Origin of the sequence: Methylocystis sp. (genome assembly GCF_050246715.1) — a bacterium.
Classification (GTDB): domain Bacteria; phylum Pseudomonadota; class Alphaproteobacteria; order Rhizobiales; family Beijerinckiaceae; genus Methylocystis.
Genome location: NZ_JBFWVN010000045.1, coordinates 1 through 20,182, shown reverse-complemented (window position 1 = coordinate 20,182; position 20,182 = coordinate 1). Strand labels below are relative to the sequence as shown.

The 20,182-nt window shown below is 59.5% G+C and carries 10 protein-coding genes; 2 read left to right on the top strand and 8 right to left on the bottom strand.

Annotation, left to right across the window (positions count from 1 at the left end):
- Positions 1–242 precede the first annotated feature (242 nt).
- On the top strand, positions 243–1,679 hold the full coding sequence (locus AB7I51_RS13615) for a DUF6880 family protein (protein WP_428405093.1): 1,437 nt from the start codon (positions 243–245) through the stop codon (positions 1,677–1,679).
- Positions 1,680–1,865: 186 nt separating this feature from the next.
- On the top strand, positions 1,866–2,666 hold the full coding sequence (locus AB7I51_RS13610; RefSeq protein WP_428405092.1) for a hypothetical protein: 801 nt from the start codon (positions 1,866–1,868) through the stop codon (positions 2,664–2,666).
- A gap of 224 nt (positions 2,667–2,890) precedes the next feature.
- Here the strand turns inward: AB7I51_RS13610 and AB7I51_RS13605 are convergent, their stop codons facing one another.
- The 8 genes from AB7I51_RS13605 to AB7I51_RS13570 all read right to left on the bottom strand — a co-directional run bounded on the left by AB7I51_RS13605 (position 2,891) and on the right by AB7I51_RS13570 (position 19,518).
- A complete protein-coding gene (locus AB7I51_RS13605) occupies positions 2,891–3,706 on the bottom strand; it encodes an RES family NAD+ phosphorylase (RefSeq protein ID WP_428405091.1) in 816 nt (271 codons plus the stop codon).
- Between the two features lie 138 nt (positions 3,707–3,844).
- Positions 3,845–4,873: a DUF7146 domain-containing protein gene (locus tag AB7I51_RS13600; RefSeq protein ID WP_428405090.1), complete on the bottom strand. Its 1,029-nt coding sequence runs from the start codon at positions 4,871–4,873 to the stop codon at positions 3,845–3,847.
- A 17-nt stretch (positions 4,874–4,890) separates the two neighbouring features.
- Positions 4,891–9,351, bottom strand: a complete 4,461-nt coding sequence (locus tag AB7I51_RS13595) for a strawberry notch-like NTP hydrolase domain-containing protein (RefSeq protein ID WP_428405089.1) — start codon at positions 9,349–9,351, stop codon at positions 4,891–4,893.
- An 88-nt stretch (positions 9,352–9,439) separates the two neighbouring features.
- The gene (locus tag AB7I51_RS13590; RefSeq protein ID WP_428405088.1) at positions 9,440–9,859 is read right to left on the bottom strand and encodes a hypothetical protein; all 420 of its coding nucleotides are present in this window, start codon (positions 9,857–9,859) and stop codon (positions 9,440–9,442) included.
- 81 nt (positions 9,860–9,940) lie between these two features.
- Positions 9,941–12,010, bottom strand: coding sequence for a ParB/RepB/Spo0J family partition protein (locus AB7I51_RS13585; protein ID WP_428406273.1), 2,070 nt, complete (start codon positions 12,008–12,010; stop codon positions 9,941–9,943).
- Positions 12,011–12,375: 365 nt separating this feature from the next.
- Entirely contained in the window at positions 12,376–18,390 is a 6,015-nt protein-coding gene (locus AB7I51_RS13580) for a DUF3320 domain-containing protein (RefSeq protein ID WP_428404102.1), read from the bottom strand.
- Between the two features lie 97 nt (positions 18,391–18,487).
- A complete protein-coding gene (locus AB7I51_RS13575; RefSeq protein WP_428404101.1) occupies positions 18,488–19,057 on the bottom strand; it encodes a PIN domain-containing protein in 570 nt (189 codons plus the stop codon).
- On the bottom strand, positions 19,054–19,518 hold the full coding sequence (locus AB7I51_RS13570; RefSeq protein ID WP_428404100.1) for a helix-turn-helix domain-containing protein: 465 nt from the start codon (positions 19,516–19,518) through the stop codon (positions 19,054–19,056). The genes AB7I51_RS13575 and AB7I51_RS13570 overlap by 4 nt, the downstream gene beginning before the upstream one ends.
- Positions 19,519–20,182: the final 664 nt, after the last annotated feature.

Sequence of the window (20,182 nt, the reverse complement as noted above, 5' to 3'; positions counted from 1 at the left end):
GCTTCCCGATGACTTGTTTGCTCCGCGCGGAATGCCCGGCTCTTGCGCCGGGCAGGGGAAAGAAGTCATCGGGAAGCGTTGCGGCAAGCGAGCCGGTTGTGGCGTCATCGCTGCTCTTTCAGGCCGGCGCGCGGCCCTCTACGCAAAATGCATCTGCCGCAGACGATCGGCTCGGCAACGCCCACGACGATCGGCCTTCGCGCCAATATCCGAAATCCCGCAGTCGCTGTAAGAACGTCGCGATGCCGCCGAAAAAAACCCTCACCGTGAACAACCTCGAAGCGCTCGGCGTCGAGCGGCTTGCTGAGCTCCTGATCGAGATCGGCGACACGAACGCCGCCGTCAAACGCCGTTTGCGGCTCGAACTCGCTGGCGCGCAAAGTCCGGCCGAAGTCGCGCGCGAAATCCGCAAGCGCCTAAAAGTGATCGCCCGCGCCCGCAGCTTCGTCGACTGGCAGAACCGGCGGGGGCTCGTCGAGGATCTGCAGACGCAGCGACGCGCTATCGTGGATCACGTCGGCAAAACCGATCCCAAAGAAGCGCTCGACCTGATGTGGGGTTTTATGGCGCTGGCGTCATCCGTCTTCGCGCGCTGCGACGACAGTAGCGGAACGGTGATCGACATTTTCCACGACGCCGTGAACGATCTCGGTCGGCTGGCGGAAGCCGCCACAGGCGATACGACAGAATTGGCCGATCGCGCATTTCAGGCCTTGCTCGACAATGACTATGGCCAGTTCGATCATCTCATCCCCATACTCAGCGCGGCTCTCGGCGATGCAGGCCTCGAACATCTGAAGCAGCGCTTCCTCGCCCTGTCAAAGGAGCCGGTGACAAAACTGGCCGAGCATGAGCGGCGGAAGATCGGCTGGTCGACGGACGGTCCAATCTATGAAGCCGAAGTCGCCAATCGTCATCGCGTCCACGTCATCGACATCGCATTGAGGGACATTGCTGACGCACAAGGTGACGTGGACGGCTTCATCGCGCAATATGATCCCGAGACGCGAAAGGTTTCGCGCATTGCCGCCGAAATTGCTGAACGGCTCCTTGGAGCCGGCCGCGCGGCGGAAGCTCTAAAGGCGCTCGAAGCGGCGGAGCACCGGCGCGCGGGCTTGCCGGAATTCGAGTGGGAAAATGCGCGCATCGCCGCGCTGGACGCTCTTGAGCGCAGCAACGACGGACAGGCGGCACGCTGGTCTTGTTTTGAGCGATTTCTGTCGGAACGACATTTGCGCGATTATCTGAAACGGCTTCCCGACTTCGAAGATATCGAGGCCGAAAGTGGCGCTCTCGATTACGCGGAGAATTTTGCAAATTTCTCGGCGGCTCTGATGTTCCTAGCGTCATGGCCTGCGCTGGATCGCGCAGCGAAACTCGTAATGGCGCGCGCCGAGGAATTAAATGGCGATGAGTACGAAGTACTGACTCCCGTCGCCAATGCGTTGGCCGACAAACATCCTTTGGCGGCCACCGTGGCCTTGCGCGCCATGATCGAATTCTGTCTCGATCATGCCCGCTCCAGCCGATACAAACACGCGGCGCGTCATTTTCTGGAATGCGCCAGTCTCGCGTCTTCGATTGCGGATTTCGGCAAATGCGAGACTCACGAGACTTTCGCCACGAAACTTCGTGGCAAGCACGGCAAGAAGAGCTCGTTCTGGAGCCTTGTGACTTGAGACTGTTTGTGCGACCTCGGAACCCGAAAGCAGAGGTCTGGTCTTGCTGGGAAAGCGGTCACTGCGCGAGTCGCACGGCGTGACCGCGACGCGCCAGAAGCGGACCTCTGTGAGAAATGGAGATAGATCGGAAATCTAGGCAGCTGAAAGGTGAATTGCACAGAGGAGAGCGAGGTCGTAAGGAAGTTGCCGGACGCACTTGCCTTCAAGTCAATGACAACCAGGCCAAGATCAACAATCGAGATTTTTCGTGTTCCCTTGTCAAAGGATCAGCTGCGCAGCGTTCCTGTAGACGACAGAAATTTGTTATTGCTGGCTAGTCATGCTGTTAATCAACTGTCTGTTCTTCGAAAGATTCTCGTCTTCTCAACCAATCACGATTCGAAGAGCGAATTAGAAAACACTCTGAGCGCGGCTCAGTCGCTGATGGTTTCCCGCTTTTTGTTCGGTACGCTTGCGGAGACCTGGGAAATGATCAAGCGCCCAGTCAATCAGCGTCTAATTGGAAAGGACTACGCTAGAGAAATTGAACCTGACGGCGTCGTGGCTTACGAAAAACTAAAAAAACACTTTGGCGAAACAAACCTGTTGCACCTGATACGGAATCAGGTGGCTTATCATTACCCCGAGAATGCAGAACTGGCGGCAGCGTTTGAGGAGGTGCCAGACGACGAGGATTGGGCATGGTACCCCTCCGACACGACCGACAATTCATACTACCTCGCGTCCGACTTCGTTATATCGACCCATATCCTCAAGCTGACCGGTGAGCCCGATATGGAGAGCGCGGCTAAAAAAGTCTTGGGGCTGGCTGTGCCGGTGTCGAACGACCTTATCGACTTCCTACTTTACGTCATGCGAGCGATTGTCACACGGCATCTTGATGTCAAACTTCTCGCTCCTCAACGTGGGGAAGGCGTCACCTTTGAAAATGTTCCAAATTTCTTCGAGGTCACGATTCCTTTTTTCACTTTCAGGGACAAATGAAACGTCGCGCCGAATTCCGTTTGTAGCGCGCCCGAAATCCAGACTGAATTTAGCGAGGGTTGGCCGCGACTCACGACCTGCCCTTCATCAACCGCTCCTTCGCGCCATTTCCAGACCTACATTCAGGTCCGGTAATGGGCCTTTTCCGAAAAGAGAAAGTCGAAAGTGACTTCTCTGAGGCACATTTCATGAGAGCGAAATGCCTTCCTACTATAACGTGCGTCCTATTTTTCTGTATATCCCTCGTCATTGCGGAAATACATGAACCCCTCGCTTTCGAAATGGAATTTAATCGAGGCCGCTTTAAATATCTCACAGTGCGCTACGTCTGCGTCTTCCAAGTTAAAAAGGGCCAGATTGAAACCATCTTCGGTGAGTAAGCTCTTGTAAACGAGCCCATCAAAGCCTTCAGATTTGAACAGTTCAGCGAGTATCTGTGTTGGTAGATATTCTTTTGACTCGTCGTCTCGACTCACTGGGGTAGCAAACGCCCGATCAATCGCCATCCATATGCCATCTTCTCTGGGACGCGTATGGTCTAGGATGACGGTCTTGAAGGCATCCATCGAGTGGTACTTTGAGCAATCGATGACATTCAAATCGCGGCGGATTTTCAACCGAGCGACAGATATCATCGCACCAATCCAGGGACGGACCTCTGCGAGGGCAGTGTCGCGCGTCGTTGCCAGGTAGAGGCATGGAATACCTCGTGGGTTGGCTCTGCCTTCGTTCTGCCAATTAGAAATTGGCTTCATGGCCTCTTGACCATAGGGGCAGGGGCGCGGCCAAGAGACATCAATGTCATCGCCCTCATGGGTCACCATCTCGTACTCGCATCCTAGGCGAGCGCGCCAAAAAATATCTCCCTGTGAAATTGTCTGCTTGCGGTTTCCGCTAGAGGCAAACACTTCGTCGAGGAAATCATTTGCGCCTTTGGACCTGACATAGCGCAAATTAGTTTTCACCGATTCCGCAAATTGGCGATAGCTTTCGTTCCCACGCCACGCGGGTCCCAAAGGATTATTTGCCACCTGTGTCATGGTAGCTCCAACCTCCAGGCAAGTAGTAGTAGAGCCGCCTAAATCGGAAAAGTTCAAGGGCCTGAGTTGAGATCATAGTCGCAGACCAGGCAGTGCGAATGTCGTGGATGGGTCAGACCGAGACTTTAGCGACACCTATCAAGAGCGTCTGCTTTCTTCGAACTCCGACATTGGCAGTGATTTCGCTAACCGGAACCGTAGGCATTCCAGTCCCGTATGCCGTAGTTCGTCGTTGAAATCCTTGCCTTGCGAAACAATCATTCCAACTCGGACGCCCTCCGCCTCAGCGCGTTCGGAAAGCTTCCGCGCGCCGTTCCGTCCGGCTCGATCATTGTCCACGGCAATGATCAAACGACGCACGCCGGCCGGAATTTCCCATGCGGCAAGATGGGCTGCCGAGAGCGCCGCGACCATTGGGAGATGCGGCGCGACGCTTTTGAGCGAGAGTACGGTTTCGATCCCTTCTCCGATGATCGCGAATTGATCAATCGCGCTGAAGCGAACGCCGTTACCGAGAATCGCGCCAAGCGAACGCCGCGGCGAAACGACATTCGCTTTGTCGTTCTTTTCTGGATCGAGAAACGTTCGATGAACTCCCCTGATCTCGCCCTTATGATCGGTGACGGCGGCGACAAGTGCCGGCAATTTGCGCGGCGGCGAATTTCGACGCTCGCGATAGATCAGCGCCGGAAGGTAGCGCAGCGGCGCATCGTTTAGATCAGCGCTGATTTTCCGCGCGCGCAGATAGGCCTCGGCCTTTGTTCCAATAATCGGCTGCGACGCCGCCCAGATTTTACGTGCGAGCGAGATCGTGTTGCATTCGCTTGAGTTGCCATCACGATTCTCTGTCGTTCTCTCGCGCGGCGACTGCAAAAAGCGCCGCGCCTCGTCGAACGTGTCGCGAAAGGATACGAGACCTTCTCGCGCTCGAATGAGGTCGAGGAGATCGCCATGTTCAGAGGTGGCGGAATCGGTCCAGCGGCCTCGCGCGCCCTTGCCAAAGAGCGGCCCCTTCAGCCGCACATAGAGACTGCGGCCAGCATTGTTGTTCACGTCACCGACGACCCAGTAATTGCCGCAGCGACGACCGTTCGAAAGATAATGCTTGCAGACGGCCTCGACATGTTCGGCGAGGCTACAGGACAGAGTCCGGGCGGGGCTTTCCATGATCGCTTCCCGCTCTTTTAAGAATTCACGCGAGTCGCGGGCGCGACGCGGAGCAGGGGATAGAGGGCAAGAAGCTTCTCGACGATTTTTGAGGCCTCATCGCCGAGCGGCACGAAGAGCCGCAGCTTCCAGGCGATGATTTCGGAAAGGAGACCCTGCGCCTTCAGCCGGTCGACCATCGTATCGGAGAACTCTAAGAGTTCGAGCCGATGCCGGTTCATCACGAGCGCGCGCTTGAGGACCAGCCCCTCCGCCAGAACGAGCCCCGCGCCGTCCTGCATGACGGCGGCGATGGCGGCGATTGGCGCGAGGGCAGGGGCGCCAGCGCCCGCCGTCTCAAGGAGCGCGGCGGCGCTTGCCGGCGAAACCAGCCGGCCAATGACACGTTCGCCGTGATCTGACTGCAAGCGGTAGACCCGCGCCGCCTCATCCGGAAGCCGGTTCCAGACCGGAAGCAGCAGGCCGGTCACGATATGAAACGTGCTCTCCGCCAGTTCGGGGAGCGATTCAACTTCATTCTCCCACACCCTCCGAAATTCTTCTGAAGATGCGTCGCGCCAATGCGAGCGTTCCAGCGCTTCGACCGTGATCACATCGGCATGGGTCGGCCGCAGCAGGCGAACCCGCGGCTGAACCGAACCGTCGTCCTGCATCAGCGCCGTCGCCGGCAGTTTGACGGCGGCGCGACCCGATTGATCGTTGATCACCAGCCGCGATTTTTGCGAGGCGGTGGCATAGTCGAACGCTTCGCCCAGCGTCGTGATCCGCGTCTTGTCCTTGCGCTGAATCGTCAGCAGCTGCGTTTCCGCGCCGCTCTTGCCATGGACAGCAATGGCCTGGCGATTGGTGACAACGAGACTTTCGGCAAGAACCGTCTCGACGCCGACATCAAAGACGCCGGCCTGGATCGCCGCCTCGACCTGCGCCGCCATCAGCCCCTCGAACACCTCGAAGAGGAGATTCTGCAGCGCGATCGGCAAAGCGAGGATACGGTTGAGGAAAGTCGAGATCGGCGGCAATTCTTCCTTGAGGCTGCCGTCCTGGTCGGTGAGGTCGAGCCCGGTCGCTTCCGAAAAGCGCGTCAGTGAACAGCCTTCGACCTTGCCGGCGAAGACGAGCTGATAGAGCCGGCGGAGCGCCGCGCGTCCGTAGGGCGATTCGAGATTGTCCTCCGGCCGGAACAGGCCCTGGCCGCCGGTCTGGCGCTGGCCCCTCGTGATGGCGCCGAGCGTGTCGAGCCGCCTCGCGATCGTCGAGAGAAAGCGTTTCTCGCCCTTCACATCGGTCGCGACCGGACGGAACAATGGCGGCTGCGCCTGATTGGTGCGGTTGGTGCGCCCAAGTCCCTGAATGGCGTTATCCGCCTTCCAGCCGGGTTCGAGCAGATAGTGGACGCGCAACCGCTGATTCTTCGCGTTACGCTCGGCGTGATAGGAGCGGCCCGTGCCCCCGGCATCGGAAAAGACGAGGATGCGTTTCTCGTCATCCATGAAGGCCTGCGTCTCGCCAAGATTGGCCGAGGCTGGCCGGTTCTCGACGCACAAGCGATCCGAACCGTCCGCATTGGTCTTGCGCACGATCCGCCGCGAACGGCCGGTGACCTCGGCGACCGTCTCGGCGCCAAAGCGCTGCACGATCTGATCGAGCGCCCCCAGCACGGCGGGAAGGGCGGCGAGATGTTCGATCAGACGATTGCGGCGCTCCATAGCCTCACGCGACTGGACGGGATTGCCGTGCTCATCGACGACCGGCCGAGAATGAAGATCGCCATTCTCGTCGGAATAGACTTCGAAGAGCTGGGTCGGGAAGGAATGGGCGAGATAGTCGAGAACATATTCGCGTGGGGTGATGTCGCAGGAAAGATCGCCCCATTCGGACGACGGGATTTCGGCGAGGCGGCGCTCCATCAAGGCTTCGCTGGTCGAGACAATCTGGATGACGGCGGCATGGCCGGCCTCCAAATCTTGCTCGATTGCAGCGATGAGGCTCGGGACCTTCATCGCGGTGATCAGATGATTGAAGAAGCGCTGCTTGTTGGATTCGAAAGCCGAGCGCGCGGCGCTCTTGGCGTTACGATTATAGGCCTTGCCGCCCTCGCCGGTGATGTTTGCCGTCTCCAGCGCCGCGGTGAGATTATTGTGAATGATCTCGAAGGCGCCGGCATAGGAATCATAGATACGGATTTGCTCATTTGAGAGCTGGTGCTCCAGCATCTCGACCTCGACCCCCGCATAGGAGAGGGCGCGCGACGCATAGAGTCCGAGGGCCTTGAGATCACGCGCCAGCACTTCCATGGCGGCAATGCCGCCGGCCTCCATCGCCGCGACAAAATCCTGTCGCGTCGCGAAGGGCATGTCGGTCGAGCCCCAGAGCCCGAGCCGCGTGGCGTAGGCAAGATTGGCGACGGTCGTCGCGCCGGTGGCCGAGACATAAAGGACGCGGGCGTCGGGGAGGGCGTTTTGTAGCCTGAGGCCCGCACGCCCCTGCAGCGAGGCGGCCTTCTCGCCGCGCTCGCCCTTCTCGCCAGCCGCATTGGCGAGGGCGTGCGCCTCGTCGAAGACGATCACGCCGTCGAAATCGGCTCCGAGCCAGTCGACGATCTGTGCAAGGCGCGAAGCCTTCAGTGCGCCATCACGGCCCTGACGTTCATCCGACCGCAGGGTCGAATAAGTCGTGAAGAGAATCCCCTCAGCAAGATGGATCGGCGCGCCTTGCTTGAAGCGGGACTGTGGGACGACCTGCAGCTTCTCCTGCCCCAGCGCCGCCCAGTCGCGCTGCGCATCTTCCAGCAGCTTGTCGGATTTCGAGATCCAGAGGGCCTTGCGGCGGCCTTTCAGCCAATTGTCGAGAATGATGCCCGCGACCTGACGCCCTTTACCGGCGCCTGTGCCATCGCCGAGATAATAGCCGCAGCGAAAGCGGACCGCCTTCTCGCCGTCGTCCGGCGCGGCGGAAACCGTGTCAAAACTTTCAGTGACGAGAAACGAGCCGGCGAGAAGGCCGCTATGGGCTTCGCCGGCGTAGATGACGCTCTCGAGCTGCGCGTCGGAAAGGAGTCCGGACTCGACGACGCTCTTTGGCAGATGCGGCCGATAGCTTGGCTTTGGCGGCGCGACCGGAGCCATTGCGGCGGATTGAACGAGCGTCGTTGGATGCGGCTTTGCGCCCTCGATTGCAATCGATTGCACGGCGTAGGGCTCATAGAGCCCGGCGCTGAGCGCGCCGCCCTCGAGCGCTTTCCAGTCGCGGAGCTGATAGGCGAGTTCGACGATCTCGGAAGACACGCGCGGGGCAGGGATCGGAATGACGCCGACGTTTTGACGCGCAGCATCCGGAAGAGCGAGAGGTCGCGCGGCGCGACGGGTTGCAACAATCGACGTGAATGGCTTCGCGGTCGAACCGACGCTGGACTGGACTGGCGACTTGCTATTGCCCTGCGCTTCTGAAGCAAGGGAAGGGCGCGGCGGAATCTCCCGCTGCACCAGAGCAAGCAGTTCCGAAAAATCGGCGCCCGGACCGAAGCCAGCGACAAATTCTTTCGGGTTCTCCGCGGGCGTTTTGTCGAAAACCGTCAGCCGGCTTTCGACGCATGTCCCATGTCGTGCGAAAAATCCGCGAGAGAGAGAGGCGGTGAACACCAGCCGACCCTGTTCTTGCAAACGCTCGAAATATCCGCGCCAGCTTTTCGACGTCGGCGCAAAGCTTTCGCCCGTGATGGCGACGAGCCGGCCGCCAGCGCGAAGTCGCGAGAGAGACGCGCGAATATGTTCGAAAGTCGCCGCCGCATGCCGTCCCTCGATCAGTGGCGAGACGGAGAAGGGCGGATTCATCAGCACGACGCTGGGGACAAGACCAACATCGAGGCGATCATGCAGCTGCGCGCCGTCGAAGCGACTGACTGGCGCTAAGGAAAACAGCAGCTTCAGCAGATCGGCGCGCGTCTCGCCCCATTCATTGAGGATAAGCGTCGTTCCGGCGAGTTCGGCGAAAATCGCCAGCATCCCAGTCCCGGCGGAGGGCTCGAGCACGACGTCGCCGGAGCTGAACCCCGCCGCAAGACATGCGACATAGGCGAATTCCAGTGGCGTCGAGAATTGCTGCAGCGCGTGACTTTCTTCCGAGCGCCGCGTTTCGCTCGGCAGCATCGCGCCGATTTTCTTGAGCATCGCGAGAATGCGCGCCGGATCGTTCGCCGCACGCGCAAGCATTGCCGGCCCATAGCGGCGCAGGAACAAGACCTGAGCCGCCTCTATCGCCTCATAAGCGTCTTTCCAGCACCATGCCCCTTGCGCGTCGCTCGCGCCGAATGCGCCTTCCATCGCGGCGCGCAGGGCAGGGGCGTCGATGACGCTCCCCTTGGCGAGACGGACGACGAGCGTCTGCGCCGCCATCACGAGCGCATGGGGCTTGTCTGCCGAAATGAAGGAAAGTTCGGATTGTTCGCGGGGCGTTTCGGCAACGGCGAGGATCGGGCTCATCAATTGTCTCCGGGGTAACGGCCCGGGACGCTCTCTCTTCCTGCTCCGGGCTCGCCCTCCCGGCAAAGCCCTCTGCCTCTTCTCTCCCTCAGCCTCGCCCGCACGCCCGCCATCTAAAGGCAAGCGGTCCAAACATCGCGCTGATCCGCGATAGATCGCCGCTCATCACCGCTCGCACATAGCCAGCCAGCGCCGCCGGCTCATCAAGCAACGCCAGCGGCGCGAAATGATTTCTGCCGCCCTCATAGTCGCGCCTGCCGCTGCAGTTACGGATCAACACGCCGCTATCGGCGCCAGTCGCAGGCTGCAAAATCTGGATATAGACGCTCTCGCCATGCACAATGATTTCGCCGGAGACGGCGACCCCGCCAAGGCAACTGCGGATATCGAATGAATTTGGCGGAAGCCGTAGTTCTTTTGCGAGCGCGCGCAAGGCGGCGCGTCCTTTCCGGTGAAACAGTTTCTTCCGCGTGCCGTCATAGGCGCAGCGCCGATACCAATCGAACATTTTCATCTCCTCAAAACAAAATGAGCCCGCCGGGTAGGGCGGGCTCGTGAAGCTACGGGACGCTTAAAAATTTGCGCCGGACTATTCGGCGGCCACCGAAATCATCGGTTCCGCCTCGCCCTCGGCAAGAAAGGCGGGAAGATCGTCGTGACCGCCGGACGGCGCTTCTTCGCCGATTTCCGCGCGCTTTGCCTCGATCGCCGGGGCGTCGAAATTTTGCGTTCGCAACATTTCGGGTAACCAGCCGCTGCCATCGAGGAGGCGCTCGGCTTCTGCCGCCATATCGGCTTTCTTCAGGTGTTCGATCATTTGCGCCGTTGCCTCGCCCTTCGCTTCGCGGACAGCGGCTAGAATCCCCGTCTTCGTCACTTTCCCGAAATAATTCTCGACTGTCGGCCTCCAAAAATCTCGCATGTCGAGCGTGAGATGTTCGGCGAGATGGTCGGCGTGATCAAATGCGGCGTTGCGCCGTTCATGCGGGAGATAGAGCGCATTGACGCCAGAGCCGACACAGAAGGCGAAAAGCGCTGCGCGATCTTCCGCGCTTTGCGCAATAAGCCAGCTCCAAAGCTCGGCGGGATGTTGCGGCAGACGCAATTGCCATTGCCCGAACGCCTCCTGCAGGGAACTCGCCGCCGGCGCTTCGCCGACGCCAGGCGCGTGAGGCCCGATCGGCGCACTACGCAGCGTGAGATCGAGACAGGAATGCTGCGGCGATCCGTAGAAGACATCGAGCGCCAGCGCATGGGTCGCCACCAGAAACGCGGCTTCCGGATCCGCCGACAATTTCGACCGCAGCGCGATCGTTCGATGCGCGGAGAGTTCCGTGCGCAGGCGATCGGACAGTTTCGAAGGGGTTTCGGCCTCAATGTCCGCGTCAGCAGTTAGAACGCCCTCCGTCGACGCCCTCATGGAAAAAGAATGAGCGCCATTCTCGTCAGACCCGGAGTGCTGAGAATTCGAATCCGCTCGCTGTTCGACTGGCGCCTCATCCTCGCGGCGCACGTAGCCCCTTTCGACTTTCAGCGCGCCATTGGAATCGATACTGACGAATACGCCGCCTCGCGCCATATCGGCCGGATCAAAAATCGCCGGGCACTGCTCGATCGCGTCGATGATCTCTTCGAGTTCGGCCATTCTCTGATCAATGTCCTCCGGAAGCTCGTCGGAGCCCGCGTGCTCGTCCGAGAGTGCGTCATATTCTTCGAGCGCCGCGTCGTAACGTTCCTTCTGTTCGGTTGAAATCTGCGGCGCCGTCGACGGCAAGCGACGCATGCCACTCGTATGGCCATAGGGGAATTCGCACGCGAACTCCGACCATTTCCAGCCCTCGGCGCGAAGCTCATCCGCCGCTTTGGAAAGCTTTTCCCGCGCGAGACGGTCGAGCAGCGCGACATCCTGCAGCCAACCGCCGTGATCGTGCTGGAAGAGATCGCGCAAGATCGCGCCGCCCGCCGCCTCATAGGCCTTGAGGCCGACAAACACTGCGCGTTTGTCGCCAGCCTTGACCGCGCCTTCAGTCAGCATGCGCCGGATTGTGTAGGGCTCCTTGTTATAGGAGCGCGACAGAGCGTTCCAAACCTCTTCTTGTCGCGCATGATCGTCGGTGACGCAGAACGCCATGAGTTGCTCCAGGGTCAATTCTTCCGCGACATAAAGATCGAGAAGCTTTGGGCTTGCCGCCGCCAGTTTGAGGCGCTGGCGCACGACCTGCGCTCCAACGAAAAACCGCGCGGCGATCTCGTCAATGCTCAGGCCTGCATCTTGCAAGTTTTTGAACGCCCGGAATTGATCGAGCGGATGTAGGGCTTCGCGCATCGTATTCTCGGCGAGGGAATCTTCCTCCTCGATCCCCTCCGTCTTCACGATGCAGGGGACGGGCGCGTTCTTTGCGAGACGCTTCTGCTTAACGAGCAGCTTTAGCGCCGCGAGACGCCGACCGCCGGCGCTCACCGCGAATTTCCCGGTTTCTTCGCCGTCGCCATTGAGCACTGGCCGCACGCTCAGCGACTGCAGCAATCCCCGACGGGCAATGTCCTCAGCCAGCTCTTCGACGCTGATCCCCGCTTTGATCCGGCGCACATTGGCGTCCGACGCCACCAGGCGATCAAGCGCGATATCCGTCGCTCCCATCAGCGCAATCTTCGACATGTTTCAATCTCCGCGACGGGCCGGCGAAAGCTTCTCTCTCGCCCTGACTCCTCGTCGCGAAGCCCGAAGGGCCCTCTCACTCTCAGGTTATCGCTGCCCTCAGAGCCGCAAGTTGCGCGCATCAGCCTCCGTGCGGCCGCAAGCTTTTGCGACTGCGATCAGCGGCGCATGGCCTGAACACATCATACGACACGAAATTTGATGCGCTCATTGGTTCCGGACAAAGCGATTGCGTTAGCCTCGGAAAAGGGGTGTGGATGTGCTATATCAATGGCGCTGCTATCGATTGATGATATGGAATCCACCGTGCTTTGCATCCCCTCACCGACTCACAACAGATTTTGGATCAAATTTTCATTAGGAATTTAACCGCCTTCAATGCGGCGCGGTTTAGACAAATGGCTTCTTGCCCGATCAAGTGCTTCGTCAAGGCGCGCTCGCGCCGTCGCCGCCAACCGTTCCACGCCAAGCAACCGCGCAAGCGCGAGCGCCGGATCCGGTTCCTCTAAAATATCTTCATTGGAGACCACGGCAGAGGCAAGCTCGGCGAGCGAGATTTCTGAGATGGCCCGACGGGAGTCGGCGTCGTAAGGTGAACGATAAGCAATCAACTCCGCGACGGTTCCCTTTTTCCATATAAAGTCGCCGCTCGACTCCGACGTTTTATCCACATTTTTCAAGTGCAGCATGACGCGCTCCCGGATCTTACTCCCGGTGCGCAGCCACCCATGCGCACGCGCGATGCGTTGCGCCAATATGTCCTCGCGCAATGGCGCTTCGCAATCGACGACGGCCTCCACCATCGCGCGTAACGTGCTTTTATAGTCGAAGTCATGGAAGCGATCCGGCTCGGCGCGGACAATCGACAAATCAGCGATTTTATAGCGCGCTCTGTTGGGCAATTCCTGTGACACCGCGGAGCCCGCAATGGAAGACGCACCTGACTGCGCTTCGCTCAAGACGCCAATTCGTGCATCAATCGCCAGCGCCTCCGATACCGTTTCGTCAGGACCGCCGACGCGCTCCTCCGTCTCCTCTCGTGGCAGGCGCGGCGAATCTTCTGCTTCGTCGGTTGGCTCCACTTCGTTTATTGATTGATCGGGCTCGATTTCATGCCCCAAGTCCCAATGCGTCGTTTCTTCAGACGTTGGTCGGTCTGTAGATGTCTGACGCCAGTCTTCGAGTAACGCCGAGAGCGCATTGTGCAAGCGTTCGGCCGCTCCTTTGGGATCGAACCACCAATCTGTCGACCAGACGCGAATGATGTTCCATCCAAGGCCGCGTAACACCTGCTCCCTAACCTTGTCGCGGTCGCGCGCTGTTGCGGAACGGTGATAGGTAGCGCCATCGCACTCGACGCCCGCAAGATAGGCGCCCGCGAGTTCAGGATGCTTGATCCCGATATCCACTCTGAAACCGGAAATTCCGACCTGCGGCGTTATATGCCAGCCAAGTCGGTCGAGCTCGGCCGCGACCGCTTCTTCAAAAGGAGATTCTGGCGGACCCTTCGACCCCAAATCCTGCGCGGGGAGCGCGATGGGACCGCGGGCCGCGAAGTCCAGGAATGTCTTCAAATGATTCACTCCAATCGCTTTCGACCTGCTGGCGTCGATCTGATCGGCTGTGAACCCGGAAAAGACAAGAAGCTCCTGACGCGCACGAGTGAGAGCGACATTAAGCCTACGCTCTCCGCCATCGCGATTGAGTGCGCCGAAATCCATGCTGCGCTTGCCCGCAGCGTCCTTCGCGAAGGTTATCGAGAACAGGATCACATCGCGTTCGTCGCCCTGCACATTCTCAAGATTCTTGACGACCGTAGGCTCCACGCGCTCGTCTGCAAAAAACCATTCGAGATCCGGATTGTCGCGCCGGGCGTCGTCCAGCAAGTCCTGGATCAACGATTGTTGCTGCGAATTGAAGGTGATGACGCCGAGCGTCGGGCGATTTTCTTTCGGTAAATCAAGCCAATGCAGCATGCGTCTCTTCGCCTCATCCGCAACAGCGAAAGCTTCAATCCGGTTGGTGCGGCTCTTGCCCCGGTCGTAAACGCCTTCAGGCACATGCCGGAGTTGAACGGCGCGATCATCGACATTCGAAGATGGGAAGGTGATCAACCGATTCTGATAATAATGGTGATTGGAAAATGCGATAAGCGACTCATTGCGGCTGCGATAATGCCAGCGCAAAGCTCGCACTGGAATGCCGGCCGCCTTCGCTTCATCCAGAATGCTCTCCAGATCCCTTTCGTGCTCTGCAACCTCCTCGTCATCTTCATTGCGACCGAAGAAATTCGTAGGAGGAAGCTGTTTGGGATCGCCGACGATGATCGTTTGCTTGGCCCTGGCGATCGCGCCGACGGCGTCCCAAGTGGTGATCTGCGATGCTTCATCGAAGATCACGACATCGAAGAGCGCTTGGTCGGGCGGTAGATATTGAGCGATCGAGAGCGGCGACATCAGCATGCAGGGCGCGAGCTTGGAGAAACTCGACGGCATTGCCGCGATCATCTCCCGAATCGTGCGACTGGGTCGCTGTAATTCCATTTGATGCCGCAGCAAGCCAAGCTCCGAACTGCGCGGCACGCTTTGTACCGACGGCAAGTCATGGGCGAGCCCCTCGACAACCCGATTCGCGGCCTCCGCCCGCACCATGTCGTCTAGCCGCCTGAACTCTTCGATCGCGTGTTCATGCTGGAAACGTCGAAATTCCCGCAATATTGGATCTGCGTCCAAAGTCGACGGCAGCCACCAGCGGGCATAGGCGAGCCTGAAGGCGGCTCCCGATTCTTCCGGTTCAATGGCGCCGGACTGGAGATCGTCGACCAATTCGCAAAGCCCCTGCACTTTGGCGCGCTCCCGGACGCCACACCAGGTCGACCAGTCCCTCAGGAGATGCCGCGCTTCGACGAGTTCATCCATTTGCGCGGAGAGTGTAGACAGCAAGGTTGACGTTTCCGGATTCAGCGGTTCTCGCTCCGATAAGGTTGCGAATTGTCTCGCGGACTCCACAAATGCGACGACGGCGTCGGAATAATCGTGCGCGGCTTGACGGACAGGATCTCCTCCCGTCGGCGCACGGAGCGTCGGCGCTATGGCCTGCGCCACCACCTCCAGTTCTCCCGCCGTCTTGCCCAGGCCAAGCAATCCCTGCAAGAGGCGATCCGCGCTTTTCAACAATCGGTCGACAGCCGCGAGGTCGGTGTCGAGACCTGCGAAGCCGACCGGTTTGGCCGCGAGCCTGTTGCGTTGAACGGAGGCCGCATATTTCTGCATATGCTGCAGGGCCCGCAACTCCGTTGCGGGATCGGGCGCGCCGGCTTTTGTGTAGCTCCGCAGGAGTTTTCTGACGCGGTGACGTCCAAACCAGCTCATCGGCCAGAAGGAGGCCGAAGCCTGCCGCCACGCGTTATCGAGATCATGGACGGGGATGGCGAGCACGGCGTCTCGATCAAAGGCCGCGGTCAAACCGGCCTCGGCGGCGCGATAGCCGCGTATTGCTTGTTCAAGTTCGGTCAGCGCCGCGCTCAACTGCCGAAACTCGCGATCGAACAGGACGCGGTGATCGACGCCCGCGCTGTCGCGAAGCGCGGCCGCGAAGGAAGCAAGCCGCTGCAGGTCCACAAAGGAAGCATCATCCGTGGCAGGCAAGTTGATCCGGGCGGCGAATATGGCTAGCCTTCCGCGTAGGACGCTCGTCTTCGCCTTTAGATCTCCAGCCGCACCGATGAGACGTTCTTGCCACTGCGAAGACCATTCGCCTGCATGGACGAGATCAAGCACGGGCCGATTGACCACCGATTTAAAGACGCGGCCAAGCTCTTCGGCCATCTCCTCCAACTTCTGCCGCGTAGCGAGGTCATGCGTCTCCGTCGACGGCCAGGAAAGTGACGGCGCATGGCGGTCCCGGCCTCGCAAGGCGATGCCGACCGCGGCGTAAGGCGTCAGCCCATTGACGTGCTGTCGATGCAACGCCTCCACGTAGGCGTTCAATAGATCGCGGCGGAGTCGCAGTTTTTCGTTGATCGCGATCCAGCCCGACTGATCGAATTGACTGCTGCTTTCCCAGGATTTCTTGAGCTGCCCGAGAAAACTCCTGCGATCGGTCTTCGACGAATGGAGTTCGAGACAGTGGTGCCCTAATCCATGCTCCCGCAACCTCCGATAAACGACGTCGAGCGCCGCAGTCTTTTCGGCGACGAACAAAACCGTCTTGCCTGCCGCGAGACAACTCGCGATCATATTTGTGATGGTCTGGCTCTTGCCGGTTCCGGGCGGGCCGACGATGACGAAATCGCGACCCTCCGCGGCCGCTAGACTGGCGGCGATCTGGGATGAGTCGGCGGGCAGCAGCGAAACGATGTCTGCCGGCGCGTAATGGCGATCGAGTTCGCGCTCATCCTTGAAGACTTCGCCATCCGCTGGGAAAGCCTGGTCGGGCGTGTCGATGAGATGCTTGACGACACGATTTTGGCGAAGCGCCTCCGTCCGTTCGACCAAGTCCTTCCACATCAGGAACTTGGCGAAGGAAAAGTTCGAGAGCGCGGTCTCGTCCAACACTTCCATACCGGGCGCGTCGCGAACCGCCTGGCGCATCACACTCAGCAAGCGCGGAACATCGACGCCAAATTCATCCCGTGGCAGCTCGCCGGCGAATTGCGGCAAGCGCAGGTCGAAGTCGCGCTCGAGGAATTGAAGAAGGGTCGCATTGAACCGGGGCTCGTCCTCGTGAAAGCGCAGATTGAATCGGGAAGAGGCGCTTTTTCTGTCGAGCTTGACAGGGATGAGCAACAACGGCGCCCGATAGCTTCTTTTATCCTCAGGCTTCTTCTTCCAGCGCAGGAAGCCGACCGCGAGAAAAAGCGTATTGGCGCCGCCCTCGGCAAAATCATTACGGACCTGCCGATCGAGATCGATCAACCGCGCTTCGAGATGTTTGGCATCGAGGGGGGAAGCTAATTCATCGCGTTGCAGGGCCTCCGTAGCGAAGCGGCGCTGGAGGTCCTGTCCGTGGATATCGCGATAGAGGTCCGCGTCACGCTCTCCCAGGGGGTTTTGTTCGGGCAGCGAGATAAGGTGTATGGACGCGCCCGCAGCAAGACGGTCCTCGAGATAGGAGATATCCGTGCAGACGAAGGGAACGGTCTTCTTCGTGTCCGGAAAGTTTAGAAGCCGATTGCGCAGCGTCAAATCCAGCAGCTTCTTCTGCCAACGTTCTATCCGTCCGGCCGCCGTCGTCGGCTTTTCTATGGCAATGTCAGCTGGCAGTTCATCCATCGTCGGCGCAGGCGGCAGCGGCAATTCGACCGGCCCCGCTGGGGTGTCGTCGACGACCGCATGCGACGGCTCATGGGAGGCGAGCGGCGTGACGCCGCCGCTGCGAGACCGGCGCACGTCGATCGCGGCGACGAATTCCGCGCGCCGATCTTCGTCAAGTCGGCTTTCGACCAAGGACTGAGCTTGCTCCAGCGTCATAGGGGGACGATTGGTGACGCCCGTCGTCTCGAACACAATCATCTCGCGGGAGGCCAACGCCTTGCGAATTTCCATGGCGTCCGGCTCGATGGCGTTCGACAAGCTTCGCTTCGCCAGCCAGACGCCGACGGCCGCGTGACCGCGAAACATTAGGAGGATTGGGTAGAGTCCGACGGCCTCCAGAGCCGCGCCGAAGAGTAGCGTCGTATCGAGACATGTCGCGAGGCCTTCGATCAAAATTGTGGTAGGCCGTCGTATTTTCTGCCCTCGCTCCTCGAAGCTTGCCGGCGGTTCGGCATAATGCAGCGAAAACCCGGCGACGGCCGAGTAGATCGCCGCCGTGAGCAGAAATGCGCGCTGTGGATTTTCGCTTTGATAACCATCAAGCGCCGACGAATGGCCATGAGCCGCGAGCCGTTCGGCGGCGGCGCGCAATATTTTAGCGAGCGCTGGATCGTTTGGCATAACGAATGCGGGAAGAAGTTGGGCCATGTCGCCAACGCCGCCCCACTCATCTCGCGCGAGCAGACGAACCGAACTTCTGATCTCGGCCAGAGTCCGATCGCCCATTGATAACGTGAAGACAATCTCGCCGCGCTCGGATTCGTTTAAGCCTGCAAGATAAGCCGGATCGAGTTCTACCTTTCGGTCGGTGAGCGAGAGGCGATCGCCGGCGGCGAGTCGATCGACGACCCATCTCTTGCTTCGCAGAAATGGCGGGTTAGAGACGAGCTGGAGTTCGCAGCCCGCGAAATTCTCCTCCGTCGGATTATTGACGGCGATCGAGCGGATGACTGGAATCGCGTTTTGGAAGGAAGCGTATGTGAAGCTGCCGGCCACATCCGCCAGAATTTCAATTACGCGTGTAATCTCTGAATTTTCTATGGTTTTCGAAGCAAAAATTTCCATGGCAGCCCCCGGTTCGCGCCATCTTCGGAACGATCCGGACGGAATGGTAATTCATGGGCTGCCTTCGGACCAGTTGGCAAGAGGCCTTGGCTGCGGGCTAAATAAGCTGAGAGAATTGTTCGAGGTCCGACGCGGTTCCGACAAGGCCCTGCTGGGTGAGATTGGCGAGGTAATCTTCAACGGAATAAGTCGGATTCTTTAGGCGCGCGCGGACTTTGCGCACGGCAGCGCAAAAGATGCCCGGCGCGAGGTCGAGTTGGTTGCATAGGAATTCGTCCGGATGCTGCGCGTCGATGTTGAGCGGCGCAAGCACGGCCTCGGGAAAGTGCTTCAAGTTCTGCGTCACGATCACGTCACAGCCACCGACGATCGCCGCCGCGAGAACGTGACGGTCGTTTTCATCGGGCAAGGAAAGCGAGGGGATGAGCGGCTCATAGCCGCTGACGAGGCAATCGCGCGCATGCCGATCCATTAGGTCTCGGGTGCGCTCCAGGATGGCGCGATCGCGGTGCGGTTCGTTGCGAAGGAGCGCTTCGATCCATTCGCGGTGGATATCAGCGCTCCATTTTGCACGGTACAAATCGGTGACTGCGAGCTGCAAAAGAATATCCCGCACAGCGGCGGGATAGAGGACGTTGGCGTCGAGAAGCGCGGTGTACACTGTCATGAGCGACTGTAGCCCATGCCGTGTTCCTGCGCTTCAGCAACAAGCTGGTCGAGGACTGCTTCGCGCTCGCGGTCGATGCGCTCCTTGTAGGCCATCACATCCTCCATGCGGACGCGGCGGTGCTTGCCGACCTTGTGGTGGGGGATGGCCTTGGCCTCGAGAAGCCCGATGAGGAATGGACGGGAGACGTTCAAAATCTCGGCCGCCTGCACCGTGGTCAGTTCGGCGTTTTCAGGAATGAGGGTAATGCCGCGCCCGGCGGCCATAGCCTCCAGGATATCCATAAGCAAGGACACGGCTCCGGCGGGCAACTCGATCGGCTGATCCTGCTCGGCGTCGGTGACGCGAAGCGTGAGCGGTCGATTGCGGCGGGCAAAGCGCGAGAGTCGCTGGCCCGAGGCACGGGCAATAGCGGCATCCTGGGCCGTTGGAGGCAACTGTCGGTGAGCGAGCGCGGTCATGACGTTCCCCTGTTTGTTATCGTTATTTACTAAGCGAATCATACGCAACATATGCAGAAAATGCAATAGATGTAATATTTGAATAGGCAGGAAAGGGGGCTGCCCCCCAAAGCTAAAGGTAGATGACCTCAAGGCCGCGAAAGCACTACTCGCCAACCCGATCTCCCGTGACGGATGTGGCAAAGCGGATAGCGGTGTCGGTCGCCATGCTTTACCGAAATTTTCCAGCGGCGCGCGACACAAGGGGAGGGGGCTTGATGTAGCTCGATATGTTCCCGGATGCGCTGCACCCACGCTGCATAACTCATCGAAGAAGCGGCGCTTCTATGCCACACTGTTTGAGCCGACGCTCTTTGCCGAGGGAGCCTGTCCGCGAGCGCTCGATGCCCTCGCCGCTCTGCAAAGCAGAACGCGTGGCCACAAGCGAGAGAAGTTCTTCCGCGTCCCTCATTCGTCACAGGCCATTTTATGCCTGGCTCGACAGCGCTAGAGTGTGGGTGATGCGCTGGCGCCCGGCGCGTCAGCTATACACACGAAATTCGCATAATGTGGATTATGGAACCAAAACAATGCGTTACGAAGATTATGCGCGAGCTAATTTGCATTAGCTAGGTTTTTTGGCGACTGTCTCGGCGCAGTCAGAAGGCGCTCACCTTTGCCGAGC